The 24179-nt window shown below is 72.5% G+C and carries 21 protein-coding genes and 1 pseudogene; 8 read left to right on the top strand and 14 right to left on the bottom strand.

The annotated features are described in order from the left end of the window. Nucleotides 1-353 precede the first annotated feature (353 nt). The 5 genes from ACFQRF_RS26045 to ACFQRF_RS26025 all read right to left on the bottom strand — a co-directional run bounded on the left by ACFQRF_RS26045 (nt 354) and on the right by ACFQRF_RS26025 (nt 6362). Entirely contained in the window at nt 354-947 is a 594-nt protein-coding gene (locus ACFQRF_RS26045; protein WP_379873906.1) for a PH domain-containing protein, read from the bottom strand. Next, complete coding sequence (locus ACFQRF_RS26040; protein ID WP_379873904.1) at nt 944-2038, bottom strand: adenosine deaminase; 1095 nt, start codon at nt 2036-2038, stop codon at nt 944-946. Before ACFQRF_RS26040 ends, ACFQRF_RS26045 begins: the two co-directional genes overlap by 4 nt. A gap of 284 nt (nt 2039-2322) precedes the next feature. Beyond that, nucleotides 2323-3564: a M20 family metallopeptidase gene (locus ACFQRF_RS26035; RefSeq protein ID WP_379873903.1), complete on the bottom strand. Its 1242-nt coding sequence runs from the start codon at nt 3562-3564 to the stop codon at nt 2323-2325. Then, the gene (locus ACFQRF_RS26030; RefSeq protein WP_379873901.1) at nt 3551-4822 is read right to left on the bottom strand and encodes a glutamate--cysteine ligase; all 1272 of its coding nucleotides are present in this window, start codon (nt 4820-4822) and stop codon (nt 3551-3553) included. The genes ACFQRF_RS26035 and ACFQRF_RS26030 overlap by 14 nt, the downstream gene beginning before the upstream one ends. Nucleotides 4823-5243: 421 nt before the next feature. Continuing rightward, nucleotides 5244-6362 carry a YihY/virulence factor BrkB family protein gene (locus tag ACFQRF_RS26025; protein WP_379873899.1) on the bottom strand — a complete coding sequence of 373 codons (1119 nt, stop codon included), beginning with the start codon at nt 6360-6362 and terminating at the stop codon, nt 5244-5246. A 231-nt stretch (nt 6363-6593) separates the two neighbouring features. Between ACFQRF_RS26025 and galT the strand changes: the two genes are divergently transcribed. The 4 genes from galT (at nt 6594) to ACFQRF_RS26005 (ending at nt 11546) form a co-directional block, all read left to right on the top strand. After that, nucleotides 6594-7733, top strand: coding sequence for a galactose-1-phosphate uridylyltransferase (galT, locus tag ACFQRF_RS26020; RefSeq protein ID WP_379873897.1), 1140 nt, complete (start codon nt 6594-6596; stop codon nt 7731-7733). After that, on the top strand, nt 7730-8725 hold the full coding sequence (gene galE / locus ACFQRF_RS26015) for a UDP-glucose 4-epimerase GalE (RefSeq protein ID WP_379873896.1): 996 nt from the start codon (nt 7730-7732) through the stop codon (nt 8723-8725). Before galT ends, galE begins: the two co-directional genes overlap by 4 nt. Continuing rightward, nucleotides 8725-9993, top strand: coding sequence for a galactokinase (gene galK / locus ACFQRF_RS26010; protein WP_379873894.1), 1269 nt, complete (start codon nt 8725-8727; stop codon nt 9991-9993). The genes galE and galK overlap by 1 nt, the downstream gene beginning before the upstream one ends. Before the next feature lie 317 nt (nt 9994-10310). Next, the gene (locus ACFQRF_RS26005; RefSeq protein WP_379873893.1) at nt 10311-11546 is read left to right on the top strand and encodes an LCP family protein; all 1236 of its coding nucleotides are present in this window, start codon (nt 10311-10313) and stop codon (nt 11544-11546) included. A 523-nt stretch (nt 11547-12069) separates the two neighbouring features. Here the strand turns inward: ACFQRF_RS26005 and ACFQRF_RS26000 are convergent. Beyond that, nucleotides 12070-13287, bottom strand: a complete 1218-nt coding sequence (locus tag ACFQRF_RS26000) for an NADP-dependent isocitrate dehydrogenase (protein ID WP_379873891.1) — start codon at nt 13285-13287, stop codon at nt 12070-12072. 214 nt (nt 13288-13501) lie between these two features. Beyond that, on the bottom strand, nt 13502-13852 hold the full coding sequence (locus tag ACFQRF_RS25995; protein ID WP_379873889.1) for a DUF3017 domain-containing protein: 351 nt from the start codon (nt 13850-13852) through the stop codon (nt 13502-13504). Between the two features lie 492 nt (nt 13853-14344). Here ACFQRF_RS25995 and ACFQRF_RS25990 point away from each other — a divergent pair, with 492 nt between their 5' ends. Continuing rightward, complete coding sequence (locus ACFQRF_RS25990) at nt 14345-14950, top strand: FHA domain-containing protein (RefSeq protein WP_379873887.1); 606 nt, start codon at nt 14345-14347, stop codon at nt 14948-14950. Nucleotides 14951-15125: 175 nt separating this feature from the next. Here ACFQRF_RS25990 and ACFQRF_RS25985 read toward each other — a convergent pair whose 3' ends face one another. The 3 genes from ACFQRF_RS25985 to purN all read right to left on the bottom strand — a co-directional run bounded on the left by ACFQRF_RS25985 (nt 15126) and on the right by purN (nt 18401). After that, a complete protein-coding gene (locus ACFQRF_RS25985) occupies nt 15126-15983 on the bottom strand; it encodes a bifunctional methylenetetrahydrofolate dehydrogenase/methenyltetrahydrofolate cyclohydrolase (protein ID WP_379873886.1) in 858 nt (285 codons plus the stop codon). A gap of 163 nt (nt 15984-16146) precedes the next feature. Beyond that, nucleotides 16147-17715 carry a bifunctional phosphoribosylaminoimidazolecarboxamide formyltransferase/IMP cyclohydrolase gene (gene purH / locus ACFQRF_RS25980; protein ID WP_379873884.1) on the bottom strand — a complete coding sequence of 523 codons (1569 nt, stop codon included), beginning with the start codon at nt 17713-17715 and terminating at the stop codon, nt 16147-16149. After that, nucleotides 17712-18401: a phosphoribosylglycinamide formyltransferase gene (gene purN / locus ACFQRF_RS25975; RefSeq protein WP_379873969.1), complete on the bottom strand. Its 690-nt coding sequence runs from the start codon at nt 18399-18401 to the stop codon at nt 17712-17714. Before purN ends, purH begins: the two co-directional genes overlap by 4 nt. Nucleotides 18402-18697: 296 nt before the next feature. Between purN and ACFQRF_RS25970 the strand changes: the two genes are divergently transcribed. Then, nucleotides 18698-19114: a DUF4190 domain-containing protein gene (locus tag ACFQRF_RS25970; RefSeq protein ID WP_379873882.1), complete on the top strand. Its 417-nt coding sequence runs from the start codon at nt 18698-18700 to the stop codon at nt 19112-19114. A gap of 122 nt (nt 19115-19236) precedes the next feature. On the opposite strand, the gene ACFQRF_RS25965 is transcribed toward ACFQRF_RS25970, so the two are convergent. The 3 genes from ACFQRF_RS25965 to ACFQRF_RS25955 all read right to left on the bottom strand — a co-directional run bounded on the left by ACFQRF_RS25965 (nt 19237) and on the right by ACFQRF_RS25955 (nt 22054). After that, on the bottom strand, nt 19237-19821 hold the full coding sequence (locus ACFQRF_RS25965; protein WP_379873880.1) for an HAAS signaling domain-containing protein: 585 nt from the start codon (nt 19819-19821) through the stop codon (nt 19237-19239). A gap of 1 nt (nt 19822) precedes the next feature. Then, nucleotides 19823-20161, bottom strand: a complete 339-nt coding sequence (locus ACFQRF_RS25960) for a PadR family transcriptional regulator (protein ID WP_379873878.1) — start codon at nt 20159-20161, stop codon at nt 19823-19825. Nucleotides 20162-20383: 222 nt separating this feature from the next. Beyond that, complete coding sequence (locus ACFQRF_RS25955) at nt 20384-22054, bottom strand: cell division protein PerM (protein ID WP_379873877.1); 1671 nt, start codon at nt 22052-22054, stop codon at nt 20384-20386. A gap of 389 nt (nt 22055-22443) precedes the next feature. On the opposite strand from ACFQRF_RS25955, the gene ACFQRF_RS25950 reads away from it, so the two are divergent. Next, nucleotides 22444-22818 (top strand): hypothetical protein, encoded by a 375-nt coding sequence (locus ACFQRF_RS25950; RefSeq protein WP_379873875.1) that lies wholly within the window; start codon nt 22444-22446, stop codon nt 22816-22818. A 162-nt stretch (nt 22819-22980) separates the two neighbouring features. Further along, entirely contained in the window at nt 22981-23919 is a 939-nt protein-coding gene (locus ACFQRF_RS25945) for a CPBP family intramembrane glutamic endopeptidase (RefSeq protein ID WP_379873874.1), read from the top strand. 133 nt (nt 23920-24052) lie between these two features. Here the strand turns inward: ACFQRF_RS25945 and ACFQRF_RS25940 are convergent. After that, nucleotides 24053-24179 (bottom strand): annotated as a pseudogene (locus ACFQRF_RS25940) (succinate--CoA ligase subunit alpha); the annotation flags it as partial.

Below are 24179 nucleotides of genomic sequence, written 5' to 3'. Positions count from 1 at the left end.
GTCCCCGCAGACGCGCCTTCGGTGCGGACCGTGTTCCACTTCCCGTACTGCGCGCCATGGGGGTGCCCGGTCGGTCCCCGCGACGTCCCGGCCCCTGCCGCGCGTGGCGATACGCGGCGGCGCGCCCGCTATTCAGTTGACCCGCAGTGCCAATGGGCGCTCGGCGGACGGTGATCCGCGCAGCCACCGCGACCGCCACAGAATCCCTTAGGCATGCCTAACCTAACCATCCCGGGCGGTACGCGGTCAAGCCGTCACCGAAAATCGGCCGCGCGGCCAAGGACGCGTTCGCCAGATTCCGGGCCGTTCCCCGATGGCCGTGATCGGGACGGCGCCCCAGAACCGCCACTCGTCTAGGCGAACAGCAGCACCCCCACCAGCAGGAGCACCGGCGCCCCCAGCGCCACCAGCGCGTCCGGCGACCACAGCACCATGGGTTCGGTGCCCGCGGGCCCGTCCTGCGGACCGGCCGGCACCCGTGCTCTGCGCCGCTCGGCCTCCTGCCGCAGCTGGAGGGCGACGCGTTCGGTGGGCCGCATGTCGCGCGGATCGCGGTCGTCCACCATGGTCACGTCCACCTGGTCGGCGACCCGCCGCAGGTTGTCACGCACACGTGCCCGCTTCGTCTCCCGCAGCGGCCAGGACCGGAACACCCGGTCGCCCGCGTGCACCCGGAGCACGTCGGTGACATCGGCCCAGGTGAAGGCGGCCCACGGCACGAACACCTCGCGCAGCGGGTTCACCACCCGCACGCCCCGCTCGGTGGCCACCACCCGCGGCCGAAGCGCCAGAACGTACACCGCGCCGGCACTGAGAATCAGCACCGCGCCGGCCACCACGGCAGCGTAGCTGCGCCCGCGTACCGCGAGGTCGACCAGGTTCAGCGCCACCACGACGATCCAGATCCAGCCGAGCACGCGCGGGGCCGGCTGGGTGAAGGTGGTCATTCCACGGCCCACTTCAGCCGCGCGAAGCCCGGCTTGATCTGGCCGTTGATGAGCGCGAGCCGCTCGTCGAACGGCAGGAACGCCGACTTCATGGCGTTGACGCTGAACCACTCCAGGTCGTCCCAGTCGTAGCCGAAGGCGTCGACGAGCTTCGCGAACTCGGCGGACAGCGTGGTGCCGCTCTGCAGCCGGTTGTCGGTGTTGACGGTCACCCGGAACCGCAGGTCACGCAGCAGCCCGATGGGGTGCTCCTCGATGGAGGCCGCCGCCCCGGTCTGAATGTTGGAGCTCGGGCACATCTCCAGCGGCACCCGCTTGTCGCGAACGTAGGCGGCCAGCCGGCCGAGCCGGGCCTTGCCGTCGGAGACGTCGATGTCGTCCACGATCCGCACGCCGTGGCCGAGCCGGTCGGCGCCGCACCACTGCAACGCCTCCCAGATGGACGGCAGCCCGAACGCCTCCCCGGCGTGGATGGTGAAGTGGGCGTTCTCGCGGCGCAGGTACTCGAAGGCGTCGAGGTGCCGGGTGGGCGGGTGCCCCGCCTCCGCGCCCGCGATGTCGAAACCCACCACCCCCACATCGCGGTATCGCACGGCGAGTTCGGCGATCTCCTGCGACCGGGCCGCGTGCCGCATGGCGGTGAGCAGCGTCCCCACCCGGATGGACCGGCCCTGCTCGGCGGCCCGCTCCTGGCCGATGCGGAAGCCCTCCAGGACGGCCTCGATGACCTCGTCCAGCAGCAGGCCCGCCTCCAAGTGCTGCTCGGGGGCGAACCGCACCTCGGCGTAGACGATCCCGTCGGCGGCCAGATCTTCGGCGCACTCGGCGGCGACCCGGGTCAGCGCCTCGCGGGTCTGCATCACCCCGACGGTGTGGCTGAACGTCTCCAGGTACCGTTGCAGAGATCCGGAGTCGGCCGCCGCCTCGAACCACGCCCCGAGTTCGGCGGGATCACGGGTGGGCAGCCGCGCGTAGCCGGCGGCATCGGCGAGCTCGACGACGGTGGCCGGCCGCAGCCCGCCGTCGAGGTGGTCGTGCAGCAGCACCTTCGGCGCACGCCGGATCTGGTCCAAGCTCAGCTGGTGGCTCATGATTCTCAGCATGCCACCTGGGACGGGCGCGGAACGCGGTGTCCACAGTCACCTCAGCTCCACCGCGCCCGCGAGGAGGGCCTCCGGCCAAAGGCGGGGCCGCCTCCGCTCACTCGGGGACTCGCCGTACCCACCACCGGTCACGCTCGCCCCCTCGCTCCACTCCACCGGCCCCGCGAGGAGGGCCTCCGGCCAAAGGCGGGGCCGCCTCCGCTCACTCGGGGACTCGCCGCTCCGTCACAAGCCCGCGCCTGGTTTCCCAGGCGCGGGCCACGCGGTTCGCGTCAGGCCAGCGCGGCGTCCTCGACCGGCTCCTCGGTGCGCGGCCGGCGGCCGTCCCATAGCGCGGTCAGGGCCGTGGCCACCATCAACTGCACGCCGACGCCGATGGCGTTCTCGTCGACGTCGAAGGTGCCGCGGTGCAGGTCGAGCATGGGAGAGTCCCAGGCCGGGCCGTGGGTGCCGAGCCGCGCCAGTGCGCCGGGCACCTGCTCCAGGTACCAGGCGAAGTCCTCGCCGCCCAGGCTCTGCGGGGTGGAAGCGATGGACTGCTCGCCGAGCATCTGGGTGCAGGCGTCGCGCAGCATCTGCACGCTGTCGGCCTCGTTGACGGTCGGGGGGACGCCGCGCCGGTAGTTCAGCTCCACGCTGGCCCCGTAGGCGCCCACCACGGAGTCCAGCAGTTCCCTGATCAGGCCGGGGGCGGCGTGCCAGGCGGCGTCGTCCAGGCAGCGCACGGTGCCCTCGGCGACCGCGTCGTCCGGGATGGCGTTGGGGGCGGAGCCCGCCGCCACCCGCCCCCACACCAGGCTGAAGCTGGCGCGCGGATCCACCCGGCGGGACAGCGCCGCGGGCAGTTCGGTGACGACCTTGCCCAGCGCGTAGACGAGGTCGGCGGTCAGGTGCGGACGGGCCGTGTGCCCGCCCGGGCCGGAAAGGCGGACGAGCAACTGGTCACAGGCCGCCGTGATGGGGCCCACCCGCAGCCCCACCTGGCCGGCCTTCAGCCGCGGATCGCAGTGCAGGGCGAAGATGCGGTCCACGCCGTCGAGCCCACCGGCGTTGATGACCTCGCGGGCGCCGCCCGGCAGTTCCTCGGCCGGCTGGAACAGCAGCCGCACCCGGCCGGGCAGCGCCCCCGCGCGGGCCTGCTGGGCGAGGAACACGCCCGTGGCCAGCACCACGGTGGTGTGCACGTCGTGGCCGCACGCGTGCGCAGCCCCCGGCACGGTGGAGCGGTAGGGGACGTCCTTCTCGTCGGTGAGCGGCAGCGCGTCGATGTCGGCGCGCAGCGCCACCATCGGGCCGTCGCCGGATCCGATGTCGCAGATCAGCCCGGTGCCCTGCGGAAGCACCACCGGCTCCAGCCCGGCCGCGCGCAGCCGCTCGGCCACCCGCTGCGTGGTCCGGTGCTCGGCGAACGCGAGTTCGGGGTGCATGTGGAGGTCTCGCCGGAACTCGATGATCTCCCGCTTCCGGCGAGCCAGAAATGCGGTCAGCTGTTCCTGCAGGTCACGCCCCTGCATGCGAGGGCCCCCTCTGTCTCGACGTATGTTCTCGGCCGGTGCCGTCCGCACCCGGTGCGCTGCCGGCCGGCGCCCCGTTGTCATCCGTTGTCGCTTCTCCCCGTGCGGTGCCGGCGGAGGGCGGAACGGGCGCTCCCGCCCGGAACTCCGCCGCCAGCGCGTCCACCACGTCATTGAGCGTGCCGCCCTGGTCGATGATCGCCCGCTGGCGCTCGTAGGAGGCGCCGTGCCGCAGGATCTCGGAGATCACGTCCAGGTCCTCGGCGCAGCCGAGGCGCTTGGCCACCGGCTGCAGCTCGCGAACGAGTTCGTACAGATCATCCCGGAGCGGCACGGTGGTGCCCCGCTCGTCGGTGATGACACGCGCGTCCAGGCCGTACCGGGTCGCCCGCCACTTGTTGTCGTTGACCACCCACGATGGCGGGCTGGGCAACTGGTAGCCGCGATCCAACTGCTGGTCGAACAGGTGGACGAGGCTCTGCGAGAGGGCGGCGGCCATGCCGACCTCGCGCAGAGTCGGGATGCCGTCGAACATCCGGATCTCGACGGTGCCGAAGTCCGGATGCGGGCGGACGTCCCACCACACTTCCTTGATGCTGGAGATCGTGCCGGCGCGCAGCAGGGTGTCCATGTACTCCTCGAAGGACGCCCAGTCCTTCAGGTGCGGCGGCGGCCCCGCGGTCGGCAGCGCCCCGAAGACCACCGAGCGGCTGGACGCGAGCCCGGTGTCGCGGCCGATCCAGTACGGGCTGGAGGCGGTCAGGGCGAGGAAGTGCGGAAGATAGTTGGCGAGCGCGTTGACGATGGGGATCGCCTTCTCGCGGGCGCGGATCCCGACGTGCACGTGGACGCCGAAGGTGAGGATGCGCTGGCCCAGCCACTGCATCTGGTCGACGAGCTCGCCGTAGCGCTGCACCGGCGACAGGCTCTGGTCGCGCCAGTCGTCCATGGGGTGGGTGCCCGCGCACATGAGCTCGGCCCCGCGCGGCGTCATGACCTCGCGCATCCGCCGGATGTTCTCGGCGAGATCGGTCTTGGCCTCCTCGACCGTCTCACAGACGCCCGTGACGACCTCGACGGTGCACTGCATCAGCTCGTGCCGCAGCGGGGGCCGGTCGGAGGTCTCGCTGAGATCGGGCAGATCGGCGAGCACCTGCTGGGCCTCCTGCCGCAGGTGGCGGGACCCGACGTCGACGAGCTGGAGTTCCCACTCCACCCCGAGGGTGGCGTGGTCGGACGCGTTGAATTCGATGGCCACGATCAACCTCCGCGCTGTCTACCGGTCGGTGGGCACACCGACATGTGACGCACACTAGGCCAGACATCGGGATCGATGTCAGGGCGTCCCATGACCGGTTGCACTCCTTGACGATTGACGCGTGGCGTGATCCGCCGCCTTCAACGGCACCGGTTGGCGGCCGGTGACGAGAACAGAGAATTTCAGATGTGTCGGCGGACGCGCCGGGAAACCCGTCAGCATGATCCGAAATGACCACGCCGCCCCATCGCAACGGGTCATCCGCCCCAGGAGTCCCCGCCCGAACATGACTAGCCGGCCGCCGTTGGCCGACCGCACCACCGGGTGGTAAACGAGACACCTTCGACCTACGCTACCCAACCATGACCGAATCCGTCTCGGTCTCGGCCGCCCGTGATCCTGAAATCGCAGGTCGGCCGGGTCAGCGCGCGCGGACCCGGCTCGCGCGCCGGCGCAGCAACCATCCGGCCGCCGCCGCGCCGGCCGCCGCTCCCACCGCCGCACCGGCGATCCGTTGCGCCGCCGGGGAGAGCCGCCGTCCACGCTCCGGCCGGGTCGTCCCCGGCCGCGCGGGGCCGGCCGTGGGCGGCGCCACGGCGGGCGGCTCGGCCGCCAGCGCCGCCGTCCCCTGGTACGGCGGCGGCACGGGTAGCCAGGTGGCCGACCAGCACGCCGCGAACAGCAGGAACCGCAGGACGATGTTGATCCACACCAGCAGCCCGGCGAGCACGGCGAAGGACGCGTACACCGGGTTGGACAGCGTCCCGCCGATCAGCAGCGCTCCGGCGGCCTTGAGCGCCTCGAACCCCACCGCCGCCAGCAGGGCGCCCCGCCACTGCGCCGCAAGGGCGCCTCCCGCGCCCGAGAGCCGTGCGAACAGCACCAGGAAGATCAGCAGGTCCATTCCCACCGCGACGACCACGGCGAGCGTCCGCAGCGCGAGCTGGGCGAACAGCGATCCGTCGGCCCCGAACCACGACAGCAACCAGCCGGTGGCGGCCTGGACGACCCCGGTCAGCGCGACCGAGGCCAGCAGTGCCGCGCCGAGCCCGGCCATGAGCACCGCGTCCAGCAGCCGCGTCTTGACCGGATTGCCCGCCGAGGTGTCGCGCAGCCAGATGGTCCGCAGCGCCGTGCGCAGCGCGGACACCGCTCCGAGCCCCGAGTAGAGCAGCCCGGCCAGGCCCAGCACGCCCGCGCCGGTCCGGGCGCGCTCGATGGCCTGCAGTGGCAGGCGTTCGGCCAGACCCGGGAGCTGTTCGGCGACGGCCCGCTCCAGGTATCCGCGGACCTCGACATTGAACTCGGCGAGGTAGCCGAGCGCCGCGAAGGCCAGCGCCAGCAGCGGGAAGAAGGAAAGGAACGCGTAGTAGGTCACCGAGGCGGCCAGCACGTCGCCGCCCCGGTCGGCGTACCGCTCGACCGCGCGGACCACGTGGTCGAGGACGGGCCGGTTCCGGCGCAGCGACCAGTACGCCTCGGTCGCCGCGTCGCGGTACTCCCGCACGCGCGCCCTGATCCCCCGATCCCGTACCGCCACCCGCGCTCCATGGTCGCTCCGCCGCCGGTGCCGACCGACGTTAGCGCGCGGGCCCGCCGCGCCGAAGCGGACGCGCGGCGCCCGCCGGGAACCGGCCGCCGTGCCGCGGGCGCCCGTCACGGCGGCGAACACCACTCCCCTCCCTCCTCCATTGACCGCGAACGATCGAATATGATCGGATTTGTCCGACCGACGACCTTCCAACGGCGGGAAAACGTGCAGAACTCTCAGGTGTGGCGATCCTCCGGTCGACTCGCCGACGGCCGCCAGATCATCTACTACGACGAAACCCCCGCCACCGGCCGCGCCGCGGTCCAGGACCGCCGCCCCCTCCCACCGATCGCCGCCATGTCGCAGCTGCGCCGCGATCCGCTCCTGGACGACTGGGTCGTCCTCGCCGCGCACCGTCAGGACCGCACCTTCCTGCCCCCGCCCGACCAGTGCCCCCTGGATCCCACCCACGGCGACCGGCTCACCGAGATCCCCGCCGCCGACTACGACGTCGTCGTCTTCGAGAACCGGTTCCCCTCCCTGGCCACTCCCGCCGGCCCGGCGCCCGAACCGCCGACGGACCCGGCGCTCGACGCGCGCACGGGAGCCGGCCGCTGCGAACTCGTCTGCTTCACCGCCGACCACACCGCCTCGTTCGCCGACCTCACGCCCCGGCGGGCCCGCACCGTCATCGAGGCGTGGGCCGACCGCACCGCCGAGCTGAACGCGCTGCCCGAGGTCGCCAACGTCTACGCGTTCGAGAACCGCGGCGAGGAGATCGGCGTCACGCTGCACCATCCGCACGGGCAGATCTACGGTTATCCGTTCGCCCCGCCGCGCATCCGCCGGATGGTCGCCGCCGCACGCGCACACCGCGAGCGCACCGGTGGCAACCTGTTCGATGACGTCGTGGCCGCCGAGCGCGCCGCGGGCCGGCGCGTGGTGATCGAGACCAGCCACTGGATCGGGTTCGTGCCCGCCGCGGCCCGCTGGCCGTACGAGGTGCGGCTGTTCCCGCGCCGCCGGGTGCCCGGCCTGCACCGACTGGACGACGCCCAGCGCGACGACCTCGCCGCCGTCTACCTGGCGCTGCTGCGCGCCTTCGACCGCCTCTTCCCCACCCCCGCGCCCTACATCGCCGCCTGGCACCAGGCGCCGGTCGACGCGGCGGGCGTCCCGGACCCCGACTTCGGCCTGCACCTACAGTTGTTCACGTTGCGCCGCGCGGCCGGCAAGCTGAAGTACCTCGCCGGCTCGGAGTCGGGCATGGAGGCATGGATCAACGACGTCGCCCCCGAGGACGCCGCCGGCCGGCTGCGCGCGGTGCTGGACCCCGTCCCCGCGGGCGCGACCGACCACACGGAACAGGGAGCGCTGTGAAAGTTCTGGTCACCGGCGGCGCCGGCTACGTCGGCAGCGTGGTGGCGGCCCAGCTGGTCGCGGCCGGGCACGAGGTGGTGGTCCTGGACGACCTGTCCACCGGCCACCGCGACGCGGTCCCGCCCGGGTGCACGTTCGTCGAGGGGGACGTGCGAGACCGCGCGGCCGAGGTGCTGGCCGATGGTGTGGCGGCGGTGCTGCACTTCGCCGCCAAGTCGATCGTGCCGGAGTCCGTCGCCCACCCCGAGCTGTACTGGGGCGGCAACGTGGGCGTCTCCCTCGCGCTGCTGGAGGCCATGCGCTCCACCGGCGTGCGCCGCATCGTCTTCTCCTCCACCGCCGCCGTCTACGGCGAACCGGAGCGGGTGCCGATCCGCGAGGACGCGCCGGTGCGCCCCACGAACCCGTACGGCGCGACGAAGGCGGCCATCGACGCCGCCCTCACCGAGCACGCGCGCATGCACGGCATCGGCGCCGTGAGCCTGCGCTACTTCAATGTCGCCGGCGCGCAGGACGGCCGCGGCGAGCGGCACGCCACCGAGACGCACCTGGTTCCCCTCGTCCTGCAGGTCGCGCTGGGCGGCCGGGAGTCGGTGTCCCTCTTCGGGACCGACTACCCGACCCCCGACGGCACGTGCGTGCGCGACTACATCCACGTCGCCGACCTCGCCGAGGCGCACCTGCTCGCGCTGGACCACTGCGTCCCCGGCCGGCACCGGATCTACAACCTCGGCAACGGGGCCGGGTTCTCCGTGCGCCAGGTCGTCGAGGTCTGCCGTGCGGTCACCGGGCATCCGATCCCCGTCGTGCCGGCCGATCGCCGCCCGGGCGATCCCGCCGCCCTGGTCGCCTCCGGCGAGCGCGCCCGTGCGGAACTGGGCTGGCGGCCGCGCAGGTCCGAGCTGGCCACCATCATCGCCGACGCCTGGGCGTTCCACTCGGGCGGCCCCCGCGCCGAAGCGGCGGCCGCGCGCCCGGCCGGGGGCCGGTGATGGCCGGCGGCATCCGGCGCTGGCTCACCCGCAGCCGCCCGGCCCCCACTCCCGTACGGCCCGATGGCGACCGGTGGCCGGTCAGCGACCTCGTGGACCCCGACGATCTGGCCGCCGCGTTCGCCGCCGACTACGGAACCGCCCCGGCAGGCGTCTGGCGCGCCCCCGGACGGGTCAACCTCATGGGCGAGCACACCGACTACAACGACGGCCTGGTGCTGCCCATGGCCGTGCCCTGGGGCGTCTCCCTGGCACTGGCCGCCACCGACGACGGCGTGATCGAGATCCGCAGCGCGCAGCGGCCCGGAGAGTCCGTCCGGTTCAGCACCGCCGACCTGGACCGCGACCGCCGGCGCGACACCGGGTGGAGCGACTACGTGGCCGGGGTCTTCTGGGCCCTGCGCGAGTCCGGTCACCTCACCGGCGACACCGTCGGTGCGCGGATCCGGCTCGACTCCGACCTTCCGGTCGGCGCCGCGCTCTCCTCCTCGGCGGCGCTGGAGTGCGCCACCCTGCTCGCGGTGGCCGACGCCTTCGGCCTCGCCGAGCTTGCCGCGGACCGCCCCGCCATGGCGCGCCTCGCCCGCCGCGCCGAGAACGAGTTCGTGGGCGCCCCCACCGGCATCCTCGACCAGAGCGCGTCGCTACGCTGCCGCGCCGACCACGCCCTGTTCCTGGACTGCCGCACCGAAGGCGCGCGCAACGTCCCACTGCCGCTGGGCGAGGCCGGACTGCGGTTGCTGGTCATCGACACCCGGGTGCAGCACCGGCACGCCGACACGGGCAGCGGTTACGCCGCCCGGCGCGCCGAGTGCGACCGCGCCGCGCGGCTCCTGGGCGTGGCGGCGCTGCGCGACGTCGAGGACCTTTCGGCGGCGCTGGCCGAACTGCCCGATCCCGTGCTGCGCCGGCGGGTGCGGCACGTGGTGACCGAGATCCACCGCGTGAACGCCGCGGTCGGGCTGATGCGGGCCGGCGCACTGCCCGAGCTGGGCGCCCTCTTCACCGCCTCCCACCTGTCCATGCGCGACCACTTCGAGATCTCCTGCCCCGAACTGGACGTCGCGGTGGAGTCCGCGGTCGCCTCGGGCGCGCGCGGTGCCCGGATGACCGGGGGCGGATTCGGCGGCAGCGCCATCGCGCTCGTGGCGGAGGACCGCCTGGACGCGGTCCGGAACGGCGTCACCGAGGCATTCGCCGCCCGCGGCCACGCGACTCCGGCCCTGCGGGTCGCCACCCCGTCCGCCGGAGCGCATCGGGTGCGGTGACGGGGCGGGCCGTGCTCCCAGTGCCGTCCGGGTCCTCCGGGCGCCTTGATGGGCGGCGGCCCGCCCGCCGCCCATCAAGGCGCCCGCCGGTGCGCCCGAAGGTGAATGTGGCGGATCGCAAGGTTAGGTCCGCCGCGATGGGGGCACCTACCCGCCGCGGATGAGGCAACGGCGTGCCAAGAACGGTGCGGAACGGTGCCCCGGGCACACGCCCTTCACGACTCCGTCGCTTCCGGACTGAACCGAACTACGATATGCCGAGTCCAACCCGACGAGACACCACACCGACCCGACCCAACGGACGGACGAACACTGCGATGGGCGACAGGCCAGACGGGGCGCCGGGAGCCGCGGCTTCCGACGACCACGACCGCACAGCCGTGTTCCGGCGCCAACCCGGCGGCGGGATGCCTGAGGAGATCGAGAAGCTGTACCGGCCGCGCAGGTCCGAACAGCGGGCCGGCACCGCCCCCCGGCCGACCCGCCGGATGCCTCCGGTCGACGACCTCGACCTCGACGAACCACGCCCGGCCCGCAGCGGCGGTGGCCGGGGCGGACGCGTCTACGACGGGACCGGGCGGTCCCGCCGGGAGCGCGAGCACCGGCGCAGGCGGCGGCGCACCGTCCTCGTCACACTGCTGGTGGTCCTGCTCCTGGTGCCCACCCTCTTCTACTTCTGGGCCGACTCCCGGCTGCAGCGCGTGGCCGCCCTGCCCGACTACGAAGGACGCCCGGCGGACCAGCCCGGCACCACCTACATGATCGTCGGCTCCGACAGCCGTGAGGGGCTGACCGACGACGACATGCAGAACCTGCGCACCGGCGACGCCGAGGGCAAGCGGACCGACACCATCATGGTGCTGTACGTCCCGCGCGATGGGCGGCCGTCCATCATCAGCGTCCCGCGCGACTCTCACGTCGACATCCCCGAGATCGGCGAGAACAAGATCAACGCCGCGTTCTCCGAGGATCTCGGCGGCGGGCCGTCCACGCTGGTGCGGACCTTCGAGCAGGAGAGCGGCGTGCGCATCGACCACTACGTCGAGATCGGGTTCGCGGGCTTCGTGGACATCGTCGACGCGGTCGGTGGCGTGGAGATGTGCCCCGAGGAGCCGATGGAGGACCCCAAGGCGGGCCTGGACATCGAGGCTGGCTGCCAGGAGATGGACGGCGCCACCGCGCTCGGCTACGTGCGGACCCGTGCTTCGATCCGCGCCGACCTGGACCGCATCCAGCGGCAGCGGGAGTTCTTCAGCGCGCTGATCAGCAAGGCCACCGACACCAGCACGCTCATCAACCCGTTCCGGTCGGTGCCGCTGGTGATGGAAGGAACCTCGACGTTCGACGTCGACGAGGGCGACCACCTGTCCGACCTCGCCTCCATGGCCCTGGCCATGCGCGAGAACCCGGCGACCACCACGATCCCGGTCGGCTCGACCCCCACCCACCCGACCCTCGGTTCGGTGGTCGAGTGGGACGAGGCCCTGTCCACCGAGATGTTCACCGCCATGCAGAACGGCGAGGAGATCCCGGAGTCGGCACTGCAGGACTAAGCGGCGAGCCGTCGAGCGCCCGGAGCCGCCGACGCCAATGCCGAAGGCCGATCCGCGTCGGCGGCGAAGGAAAGCGAGACGGCGAGCGCGACCGGAAACACTGAGCGGCGAGACGGCGAGCGCGACCCAAGGGCACGGGCGGCGAGCCGTCGAGCGCCCGGAGCCGTCAACGCCAATGCCGAAGGCCGATCCGCGTCGGCGGCGAAGGGAAGCGAGACGGCGAGCGCCCCCCAAGGAGCACGACCGGCGAGCACGGATGACACGAGGAGGGCCCGCCCACCTGATCAGACAGGTGGCGGGCCCTCTGTGACGTTGCGGTCCGCGTGCCTACCCCCCAGCGGCCGCGCGGCCGGCAACGTCGGCGATCCGAGGTGATCGCGTCGCCACCGACGTTAGCCGCCGCCGGGTAAAGGGCGTCCAGGGATCGCCCCTCGCGCAGGTCAATTCCGCAGGTGAATCCCGCAGGCGGGCCCGGCGGCCCCGGGCCACCGGGGCCGCATCGGGATCGCCGGGCGGGCGCGGGTCAGGCCAGGCGCTTCTGCAGGTTCTCGTCCAGGGCGGCGAGGAACTCCTCGGTGGTGAGGAAGCCCTGGTCGCCGCCGACGAGCAGCGCGAGGTCCTTGGTCATCTGGCCGCCCTCGACGGTCTTGATGACGACGTCCTCCAGGGTGGTGGCGAACTCGATCACCGCCGGGGTGTTGTCGAGCTTGCCGCGGTGCTCCAGGCCCCGGGTCCAGGCGAAGATGGACGCGATCGGGTTGGTGGAGGTCGGCTTGCCCTGCTGGTGCTGGCGGTAGTGCCGGGTGACGGTGCCGTGCGCGGCCTCGGCCTCGACGGTGCGGCCGTCGGCGGTGCGCAGCACGGAGGTCATCAGCCCCAGCGACCCGAAGCCCTGCGCGACCGTGTCGGACTGCACGTCGCCGTCGTAGTTCTTGCAGGCCCAGACGTAGCCGCCCTCCCACTTCAGCGCCGCCGCGACCATGTCGTCGATCAGGCGGTGCTCGTAGGTCAGGCCGGCGGCCTCGAAGCGCTCCTTGAACTCGGTCTCGTAGATCTCGGCGAACACGTCCTTGAACATGCCGTCGTAGGCCTTGAGGATGGTGTTCTTGGTGGACATGTAGACCGGGTAGTTCCGGTCCAGACCGTAGTTGAGGCTGGCCCGCGCGAAGTCCTCGATGGACTTGCGGTAGTTGTACATGCCGAGCGCGACACCGCCGCCCTCGGGGAAGTTCGCCACCTCCAGCTCGATCGGCTCGCCGCCGTCCTCGGGGGTGTAGCTGATCGTGACGGTACCGGGGCCGGGGACCTTGAAGTCGCTGGCCTTGTACTGGTCGCCATGGGCGTGGCGGCCGATGATGATCGGCTTGGTCCAGCCGGGCACCAGGCGGGGCACGTTGGAGCAGATGATCGGCTCACGGAACACCACGCCGCCCAGGATGTTGCGGATGGTCCCGTTGGGCGAGCGCCACATCTTCTTCAGGCCGAACTCCTCGACCCGCGCCTCGTCCGGGGTGATCGTGGCGCACTTGACGCCGACACCGTGCTCCTTGATGGCGTTGGCGGCGTCGATCGTGATCTGGTCGTCGGTGCGGTCCCGCTCCTCGATGCCGAGGTCGTAGTACTTCAGGTCGACGTCGAGGTACGGCAGGATCAGCCGCTCCTTGATGAACGACCAGATGATGCGGGTCATCTCGTCGCCGTCGAGCTCGACTACGGGGTTCTCAACCTTGATCTTGGCCATGGTGGTGTGGCTGTCCCTTCGTTTCGGCTAGCCATCATGTGGCTGGAGGCGGGAGCGCGGGACCCGGCGGTCCGCCGGCCCACCGCGTCGTGCCTCATGAGCTCGCCGCAAGATCCCTGGTCGTCCCGGCTGCGGCGGGGTGCCGGGCCCGGACGAACGGGGCCTTCGGTGAAACACGTCGGTATCTCGACATCAAGCTTATTAGAGGGCGCGATCACAGCTGTGGGGCCACCCATGCCAACACGATGAGCAGCACGGCGAGCGTGACCAGCGTGGTGACGTCGATCCACCGGCGCCGCACCGCGAGCATGCCGACGCGCTCCGGCGGCAGGAAGGCGCGGAAGACGGCCCCCAGCAGCAGGGCGCCGGCGATCAGCGCCGGGCCGCGTTTGAAGTAGGCGGCGGCCACCACGACGATGCCGGCCGCCATGGTGGCGAGCACCAGAAAGTAGGGAACCTGGGACAGCCAGCCGGGGTCCTCACCCGGCGGGTCCTGCCGCTCCGGTTCCTCCTCGGGCGCGTGTGGGTCGGGTGCTACCGCTGCCTCCACCGTTTTCTGGCTCACCGTAAACCTCACGCTAGCGCACAACCGATTGCGGAACAGGCCGAGGGGGCGACGCGCCCTGTGGCGCGGTCCGGCCACACCCGATTATGCCGGGACCGAAACCCCGGTGTGCGCGCGAGCATCGAGGCGTACGCGGCCGGCCGACTACCCCTTGTAACTGGACAGGTGCGGGCACATCTCACCGGCGCCGGGCGGGCCGTCCGCCGGAGGGTGTCGAATCGGTCACACGTACATCACCGACTCGGCGGGCCGTATCTCCCTGAACATGGATATGTCCCGCTTGCCCCTCGCCCTTACCCGCGAGTAAGCGCGTAGAACCGGCGTACGCCGGGTAACCAGTCATGAGATGAGTGCCACGGTGAGCGAGGACAGCCCCCAATGAACCCCACTCGACCAGCAACCCCCACGCGGCCTACGCCGGGTCAGGCACACCCTGTCACGCCCCGTCGCAAACACCCTCATCGGTCGCGCCCGAGTTTGGGAGGAGCAACCGTGGACGGGCCCTATATACGGGTCGAGGAGAGCGGTGACATCCAGCCCCTCAGCAGCGAGGTCACCACGGTCGGACGCGGGCAGGGCGTCGACATCCGGCTGACCGACCCCAGTGTTTCGCAACTGCACGCCGAACTGATCCGGCGTGGACCCTACGTGTACGTCGTCGACCTCGGCCTGTCACGCAACGGCACCCGCGTCAACGGCCGGCCCATCGCCCGCAGGGTCCTGGAGGAGGGCGACGTCGTCAGCTTCGGCGCCGCCCGCTGCAAGATCGGCGGCCTCCCGCACGAAGAGCTCAACCCCGATGTGGAACTGCGCCGCGGCGCCGCGCCGGAGCTGACCCGGCGCGAGCTCGACGTGCTGACGTCGCTGTGCCGGCCCGCGCTCTCCGACGAGGCGTTCGTCTCGCCGGCCACCGCGCGCGAAATCGCCGAGGACCTCGTGGTCACCGAGGCCGCGGTCAAACAGCACCTGCTCCGCCTCTACCAGAAGTTCCGGATCCCGGAGGGCCCGAACCGCCGCACCCGCCTGGCCAACGAGGTCGTGGCCCTCGGCCTGGTGCGGCCGATGCCCGTGCTGGACCGGGAACGCAAAGCGAGCTAGCGAGCCGCCGAGCGTCCGAAGCCGTCGACATCCCCACGCGCAGCCCCCACGATGTCGGCGGCGGAGGGAAGCGAGGGGGCGAGCGCGACGAGTCGACACGGCAAGGGGCTTCACCACCGGGGCCCCTCAGCCTTCCGCGGCGCCGCGCGCCCCGGCTCCCCTCCGGTGTCGCCGGCTACCGGCCGGCAGCGGCACGCTCGGCCGCTTCCACCACGTTGACCAGCAGCATGGCGCGCGTCATCGGCCCGACACCGCCCGGGTTCGGCGAGAAGTGACCCGCCACCTCACGGACGTCCAGCGCGACGTCGCCGACCAGCCCCGCCTCGGTCCGGGTCACCCCGACGTCCAGGACGGCCGCGCCCGGCCGCACCATGTCGGCGGTGATCAGCCCGGGGACGCCGGCCCCCGCCACCACGATGTCGGCGCGGCGGGTGTGCTCGGCGAGGTCGCGGGTGCCCGTGTGGCACAGCGTGACGGTCGCGTTCTCGGTGCGCCGGGTCAGCAGCAGCCCGAGCGGCCGGCCCACGGTCACCCCGCGGCCCACCACCACCACCTCGGCGCCCTTGAGGGGAACGTCGTAGCGGTTCAGCAGCTCCACGATGCCGCGCGGCGTGCACGGCAGCGGACCGTCCTGCATCAGCACCAGCCGCCCCAGGTTGGCCGGCTGCAGCCCGTCGGCGTCCTTGTCGGGGGCGATGCGCGCCAGCACCCGCCCCTCGTCCAGGCCCTTGGGCAGCGGCAGCTGGACGATGTAGCCGGTGCACGCCGGGTCGGCGTTCAGCTCGTCGACGACCGCCTCGACCTCGGCCTGGGTCGCCGTGGCCGGCAGGTCCCGCCGGATGCTGTGGATTCCCACCTCCGCGCAGTCGCGGTGCTTCCCCGCGACGTAGGAGTGGCTGCCGGGGTCGTCGCCCACCAGCACCGTGCCCAGCCCGGGAGTCACCCCCCGGGCCTTCAGCGCGGTCACCCGCTCCTTGAGCTCCGCCCGGATCGCCGCGGCGGTGGCCTTGCCATCGAGAATCTGTGCACTCACGGGCACCATTGTTCCATCCGGCCCGCCGCCGGGACCGGCGGAACCGGCTGATCGGCCGCCGGCCGGCGCGGCTCCCGCGGGCCCGCGGCACGTCCGGGCGACACGCCGCCGGGACCGTCAGGGACACCGACCCGCGAAGCGGGCCGGACGGAACCGGTGCCGATCAGTGGAAGAAGTGCCGCGTCCCGGTGAAGTACAGCGTGATCCCGGCACGCTCGGCGGCCGCGATCACCTCCTCGTCGCGGACCGAGCCGCCCGGCTGCACCACGGCCCGCACCCCGGCCTCCGTGAGCACCTCCAGGCCGTCGGCGAACGGGAAGAAGGCGTCGCTCGCCGCCACCGATCCGCGCACCCGGTCACCCGCCCGGGCGACCGCCAGGCGCGCGGAGTCCACCCGGTTCACCTGCCCCATGCCGACCCCCACCGTGGCACGGTCGCCGGCCAGCAGGATCGCGTTGGACTTGACCGCACGCACCGCCCGCCACGCGAACGCGAGGTCGGCGAGCGTGGCCGCGTCCGCGGCCGTCCCGGCGCGCAGCTCCCACGACGCCGGATCGTCGCCCGGCGCGTCGATCGCGTCGGACGTCTGCAGCAGCACGCCGCCGCTGATCGCACGCGACTCCGGCCGCGCGGCGCGGTCCGGCGGCACCACCTGGAGCAGCCGGATGTTCTTCTTGCGGGTCAGCACGTCGACCGCGGCCGGCTCGAAGCCGGGCGCCACCACGACCTCGGTGAAGATCTCGGCGACCTGCTCGGCCATGGCCGCGGTCACCGGCCGGTTGGTGGCGATCACACCGCCGTACGCGGAGACCGGGTCACAGGCGTGCGCCTTGCGGTGCGCCTCGGCGATGTCCGCGCCCAGTGCGATGCCGCACGGGTTGGCGTGCTTGATGATGGCCACGCACGGATCGGCGAAGTCGTAGGCGGCGCGCAGGGCGGCGTCGCCGTCCACGTAGTTGTTGTACGACATCTCCTTGCCGTGCAGCTGCTCGGCTCCGGCCAGCCCCGCGCCCGAGGCCGCCTCGTCGAGGTACAGCGCGGCCCGCTGGTGCGGGTTCTCGCCGTACCGCAGCGTCGTCGCGCGCCGGTGTGCGGCGGCGGTGAAGTCCGGCCAGCCGGTCTCCCGGGCGACGTCGTCAGGGGCGTAGGCGGCGGCGAACCAGGACGCCACGGCGGCGTCGTAACTCGCGGTGTGCGCGTACGCCTGCGCGGCGAGCCGCCTGCGCTGCTCCAGCGTGAACCCGCCGACGCGGATCGACTCCAGCACCTCGTCGTAGCGGGAGGGGTCCACCACGACCGCGACACTGGCGTGGTTCTTCGCCGCCGCGCGCACCATGGCCGGGCCGCCGATGTCGATCTTCTCGATGCACTCCTCGGGCGAGGCCCCCGAGGCGACCGTCTCCCGGAACGGGTACAGGTTGACCACGAGGAGGTCGAACGGCTCGATGCCGAGTTCGGCCAGCGTGGTCCGGTGCTCCGCTTTGGCCTGGTCCGCGAGCAGCCCCGCGTGCACCTTCGGGTGCAGCGTCTTGACCCTGCCCTCCAGGCACTCCGGGAATCCCGTGACCTCCTCGACCGGTGTCACCGGGACCTCGATCGCGGCGAGACGGGCCGCGGTCGAACCGGTGGAGACGATCTCCACCCCGGCCTCCGCCAGACCCAGGGCCAGCTCCTCCAGGCCGGTCTTGTCATAGACGCTGATCAACGCACGCCGAATGGCCTGCTGGCTCACCGGTTCTCCTCTGTTCCGTCTCCGGGGTAGTCCGTTCCGCGGCCGCGGGGACCGCCCGCGGAACCCGCGCCGCTCTCCGTGCCGGCGGCGCCCCACCTCACCCGCCGATTCTCCAGGGTCCACCCCTCACGCGCGAGGCGACCCACGACGTCGACCAGCATCGCGCGTTCGACCCGCTTGATGCGCTCGTGCAGGCTCGCCACGTCGTCGTCGGGCTCCACGCGGACCACGACCTGCTCGATGACCGGTCCGGTGTCGACCCCCTCGTCGACGAAGTGCACCGTCGCGCCGGTGACCCGCACGCCGTAGGCGAGCGCGTCGCGCACGGCGTGCGCGCCCGGGAACGCCGGCAGCAGCGCCGGGTGGATGTTGATGACCGGATAGGCGTTCAGCACCTCCGGGCCGAGGATGCGCATGAAGCCCGCCGAGACCACCAGGTCCGGCCGGTGCTCCGCGAGCCGCTCTGCGAGCGCGGCGTTCCACCGCGCCCGGTCGGAGTAGGCGGAGAACGGCGTGACGAAGGTCGGCACCCCCGCCTCGGCCGCGCGTTCGATGCCCTGGGTGCCCTCCCGGTCCGCCCCGACCGCGACGACGGTGGCACCGTAGTCCGGGTCGGCCGCCGCGTCGAGCAGGGCGGCCATGTTGCTGCCCGTGCCCGAGATGAGGACGACTACTCGCGCCGACAGTGTGCTTCCTCCTCGTGGGAAAGGCGGTGCGGGGACGCGGTTCCCCGGTCTCGGGGCGCGGTCCCGGCCCGCGCGGCGTCCGGGCCGTGCGTCGGGGCCCGGGGCGGTCCGCTCGCACACGACAGGAACAGGGGCGGCTGGACGGCCACCTGCGCGACCAGCCTATCCCGCCCGCGCGGGCGGTTCTGGTGGCGGGGCCTGGCCGCGGCCGGGGGCCGCCGCCGCGTGACGTGAACCATCGGACCTGCGGGTAGCGTCTATCAGAGAGACGAACCTCCCCGCAGTAAGGAGCCCCTGTGACCAACGAGCCGCCCACGCCGGACGCCGAAGGGCGAGAGCCCACCGTGGAACGAGGCGGCCTGTGGGGGCTGTTCTTCTCGACCGCCGGGCTGCTGCTGCCGCCCTTCGGCCTGCTGCTGTCGGTCTTCGGCATCACCCAGGGCCACCGGGCGCGCCGCGCGGCCAAGGCCAGCAACGGGCTGGCTCCCGGGGCGCTGCTCAGCGTGATCGTCGGCTGGATCGGCGTGCTGTTCTCGGTGTTCGCCATCGCCGGGTACGCCATGTTCTGGAGCGAGTACACCACCTGGCGGGACTGCTCGGCCGCGGCGCACACCGTGGCCACGCAGACGAACTGCGACAACGGCCTGCGCGAGAGCCTGGCCGAACGCACCGGTCTTCCGCCGGAGAGCATTCCGTCGCCGAGCGGGATGTAGCCGCCGTTCCTGCCGGGCGGACGCCGAGGCCGCACCGATGGACCGGTGGGGCCTCGGCCGCTGTGGCGCCCCGGACGCCATGGCCGCGGTCACCGAGCGCGCCCCCGGCGCCCGGGACGCGGTCAGGTGCGCGCCCGCGCCGCGGCGAGGAGCAGGTGGACGAACACCGCCACCAGGGCGACCGCCGCGAGCACGAGCAGTACCGGCAGCACCGGGCCGAACAGCGGGGTGGACCAGCCGTCCAGGAGCGGGACCAGCGCCGCACCCACAGGGATCGCCATCGTGACGGGCCAGGTCACGGTACCGATGACCTTCTGCGCACGCGTCCACCGCGGGCCGTTCCACAGCATCACCACGCCCACGATCCACCCCAGGACCGGCACGACGAAACCGCCCGCGAACAGGATGAACACGGTGGCGATGTCGTAGAAGCGGTCGCCCGAGGAGCGTGGCCGGGTCTCGACGCGAGCCGCCGCGGCGACGTCCTCGGGGGTGCCCAGTTCATCCAGCGCCGTGCGCACACCGGCCTCGTCGGCCCCGGCCGTCGTCTCGGTGATGTGCGCCTGGACGTTGTCCAGCAGTTCGTTGCGCGTGCCGGCCGGCAGGTCGGAGGAGGCGCGGCGCAGGCGCTGCAGGTAGCGCCGGACGAGAGGGGGGTCGGTCTCGGCCATCCGGTTGCTCCTCGGCGTGTCGAGTCGGGTGCTCATCTCAGTCCTCCATGAAGGTGTCGACGGCCGCACTGAACTGCTTCCACTCGCCACGGAACCTCTCCAGTGCGGCCCGCCCCTTGTCGGTGAGCGAGTAGTAGCGGCGCGGTGGCCCCGAGGGGGACTCCTTCCACACGGTGGCGACCATCCCGTCGGAGCGCAGGCGAGACAGCAAGGGGTAGATCGTTCCCTGCCCGGCGGCCAGCGCCTGGTGGGCCGCGAGCTCCCGCACGAGTTCGACCGCGTAGCGCTCCCGCCTGCTGAGCAGCGCCATCACGCAGTAGCCCACCGTGCCGCGCCGTAGCTGACTCATGGTCTTGGGCGGGGAATCCGTGCTCATGCCGTACATAGTACCTTGCACAACAAGGTACCTGGCAAGTGGCGAGCGCCGGAGCGGTCATGGCACGGCCCCTCCCGCTCACCGTGCACGGGAGCCCCGGCCGAGGCGTGGCCGGTTCCAGCGGCGCCGGACCATGGCGGCGGCCGACCGGGCGCGGCCGACGTTCCGCCGCCCGGCCGCCACGGCGCCCGCCGCACCGTGGCGGCGGCGCGCCGTGGGCGGTCAGCCGTTGCCGCCGGTCTCCGGTCCGGGCTCCCGGCGGCTGAGGAAGGTGATGGACGCGCCGTCGTCGAAGCGCAACCGTTTCAGCCGCGTGGTCCGTGCCGGCGCCGCCGGACGGTCCGGCGCGTCCACCGCGGCGGCTCCCCCGCCCTCCGACGCCGTCTCCCCACTATCGCCGCCGTCGGCATCGGCCCGGCCGGCCGTGTCGCCCGCGTCGGCCTCGTAGCTGATGCCGAACAGTTCGCCGGTCTCCTCCTCGTCCTCCTCCGGGCGCCGACGCGGCCACCAGGCGGTGACGGACGGCGCCCATCGGCGCCGCTCCCTGCGGGCGCCGTCCGGGAGCCGCGACTCCGGGGCCGGTCCCGGACCGTCGTGCCGGTCGCCGGGCCGGGCCGCCTCGGCGGCTTCGGAGGCCGCCCGCGCCGTCCGGCCCTTCGTCGCCGTCCGGGCCAGCCGCCGGGGCAGCCCCGCCGGTGTCCGCCCCTTCCCCGCCGGTCGCGGGCGGCGGGCCCGCGCCGACGTGGAGCGGTACACGGGCATGGCCGGCGGGCGGAACGACAGCCAGTTGGCCACCCACGCCACGATCGCGGCGGAGACGCCCACCTCCAGCGCCACGATCACGCCCACCTGCCAGGCCGACGGCCCGACCTCCGCGAGCCGCTCGGCGCCGATGGACCCGCCCGCCAGGAACGACAGCCCGGCGCAGGTCAGGCCGGTCGTCACGCCGCACACCAGCCCCCACAACGGTGCCGCCTCGCTGACCACCGTCGGAGCGCTGCGCAGCGTGAGCGCGCCTCCGACGCCCCCCGCGACGAACGGCGCGGTCAGCGCCACCAAAGAGGCGACCGGCGCCGCCCCGCTCCCGGGCAGCGCGGCGAGCATCGGCAGCTCCGGCAACGGCCCCAGGGCCACCCCGGTGGGCGCCACGATGGTGTCCGCGCCCACCGTGAATCCGGGCCCGACCGCGTAGGACATTCCGAAGATGACGGCGTTGGGCAGGTACAGCAGCTGGATGATGACCAGCAGCGTGCCACCGACCGGGCCGGGCGCAAGCTCGCGCGTGACGGCGACCACCTCCGGCATGCTCAGCAGCAGCGCGGCCAGGAACAGCAGCCCTCCGGCGGCCAGCAGCGTGCTGGTGGCGCTGAGCGTGCCCACGAGCAGCGAACGCGGCCGGGCCGGCATGATGCCCAGCAGGCGGCCCCACGGAATCTCCTTGTCGCGCAGCAACTGGCGGAGCACCCCCAGCCCACCCGCGACGAACGCCAGCAGGAATCCCGAGGCCAGCGCCTGCACCATGCTGGGCCGCACCACCTCCGTCTGCCCGACCAGCGCGAGCGTCCCGGAGATCGCCGCGTACGGCCCGGCCAGCGCCAGCGCGGCCTGGAACACGTGCCGGAGCCGCGGCAGCCGGCAACTGCGCGCCAGCCAGCATCCGGAGCGGTAGAGCAGCAGGCCGGGCAGCACGAGCAGGCCGATCGGCAGCAGGTTGACCTGCCCGCCCGGAATGCCGAACCCGGCGTGGTGACCGACCAGCCACGCCTGAACCGCCACCCGGAACACATCGCCGATGTCCTCACCGAAGGTGGCGTGCGGCGCGGCGACCCAGCCGATCAGCGTCAGGGTGACCAGCGTGCTCAGCCCGATGCCCGCCGCCGACGCCGCGGCCATCCCGCCCGCCGTGTACAGCGGCCGGGTATCGGCGCCCGGTGGGACCGACGGCCGGGAGGCGGGGCGACCGCGTCCCGAACCCGGCGCACGGCGACCGCCGTCACGGGACTTACCACGGCGTACGGGAGAACCTGCTGGCGCGCTCACCGTTCCATGCTCCCAGCCGGGCCACATGAGACGAGGGAACCGGCCGGGCGTGTTGTCCGGGGGAATCGCGGTGATTTGTGGTACTGGACGGCTGACCGGCGGATGCGCCGCGGACCGACCACGGGTTCCCGGTATCCGGCCATCAGGAAAGCGGCACCCGACCACCGCCCGAAACCGTCCGCGGGCTTGTCTACCGTGTTCCCGCCGACCAACTCACGGCTGAACCAGGCGGAGGTGAGCGCATGTCCTCGGACACCGACGACGAGCCGTACTTCAGTGACGATCTCCACGAAGAGGAAGGATGGGTGTCGATCTGGCTGAACACCGGGTTCGACGAGGAGAACGACACGATCGGCTGGTTCGACCACGACCACTCCGAGGCGGGCGGTGCCGGCCCCGAGCCGATCCGCGACCTCCTGACCGGGTTCTCCGACTGGGAGTCCTGGATCGACGCCGCCGAGCGGCACGGCCGGCACCGGGCACGCTACGTGTGGATGCCGCACGACCACGTGTACACGGTGCCTCCCGGCCGGATGGCCGCGTCAGCGAACCCCGAACCGGACGACCCCGACTTCCCCGCCTACTTCCTCGGCTCCTTCCGCTACCACCCCGGGTGAGCGACCATCCAGGGGCCCCACCCTCGTGCCCGGTCCGGTCTGGACACGGCTTCCGGGTAGCCCAGCCCTACCTTCCATGGGCCCACTGGGCGTAGTGATCCGAACGAGCCGTTCATGGTGCACTCCTCCAGGCAGAAATCCGACGACCCTGGAGAACCACCAGTGGCCACGCCGCGACAGCACCGAACCGCCGCACGCGTTCCGCCTGCGGCAACACCGCCTCGGCGCGAACGCGTCGCCGAACTCGTCCGCCGCCATCCGCTGGCCTGCTACCTCTTCTTATGCTTCACGCTCACCTGGCTGGCCTGGACGCCGTACGTGCTGTCCGACAACGGCATGGGACTGCTGAGCTTCGGCTTTCCCGAAGTCCTGGGCAGCCCGCAGACCCTCGGTATGTTGCCCGGCGCCTATCTCGGGCCGCTCTTCTCCGCCTATCTGGTGATCACCATCGCCGAGGGCGAACCCGGCCTTCGGACGTGGGCGCGCCGGTTGTTCCGCTGGCGGATCGGCTGGTGCTGGTTTCTGCTGATCCTGCTCGGCGTTCCGGCCGCGCAGGTGCTCGGCACGTTTTTCCTACCGCAGGCATGGGAGACCGTTCAGCTTCCCAGTATCAGCGCGCTGCTGGTCTACCTCCCGTTCCTCGCGGTCCAGGTCGCCTTTACCGGCGTCGCCGAGGAACCCGGCTGGCGTGACTTCGCCCTACCCCGCTTGCAACATCGCCACGGCCCGCTGGCCGGAACGCTCATCCTCGGGCTGCTGTGGGGAGCCTGGCACCTGCCGCTCTTCCTGACCGAATGGGCGGGATGGCCGCACGTGGACCCCGTCCAGATCATCGAATTCCTCGTGACGTCCGTCGTGATCGGCATCCCCATGACCTGGGTGTTCAACCGGACCGGGGAGAGCCTGCCGGCCGTGATGCTGCTCCATGCGGGCATCAACAACGCCACCTCCGTCCTGTGGCTGCCGATGTTTCCCGAACTCGACGTCCACCGCGACGCGCAGCACGCGCTACTGATCACATCCGCGGTAATTTCCATCGCGCTGATCGCCGCCACCCGAGGCCGCCTCGGCTATCAACCGCCAACGAATCGCCATGTGTGAACCCAGAGCCGTCAGTGGCGGCCGGCATCGGGCGGTCTCCGGCCAGGGTGGGTGAGAAGGCGACGCCCGCCGCGTCAGGTCGACGCGGCGGGCGTTCGTCAGCCGGATGGGCCCGTTGGGTGAGCCCAGTTGCTCAGAAGAGTTGGCGGGCCAGAGCGGCGGTCTCCGACGGGGTCTTACCCACCCGCACCCCCGCAGCCTCCAACGCCACCTTCTTCGCCGCGGCCGTACCCGAAGACCCCGACACGATCGCCCCCGCA

This window comes from Marinactinospora rubrisoli, from assembly GCF_042664915.1.
Lineage (GTDB): Bacteria > Actinomycetota > Actinomycetes > Streptosporangiales > Streptosporangiaceae > Marinitenerispora > Marinitenerispora rubrisoli.
The sequence above is the reverse complement of the archived record's forward strand: the minus strand, read 5'-3'. Positions and strand labels throughout refer to the sequence as shown.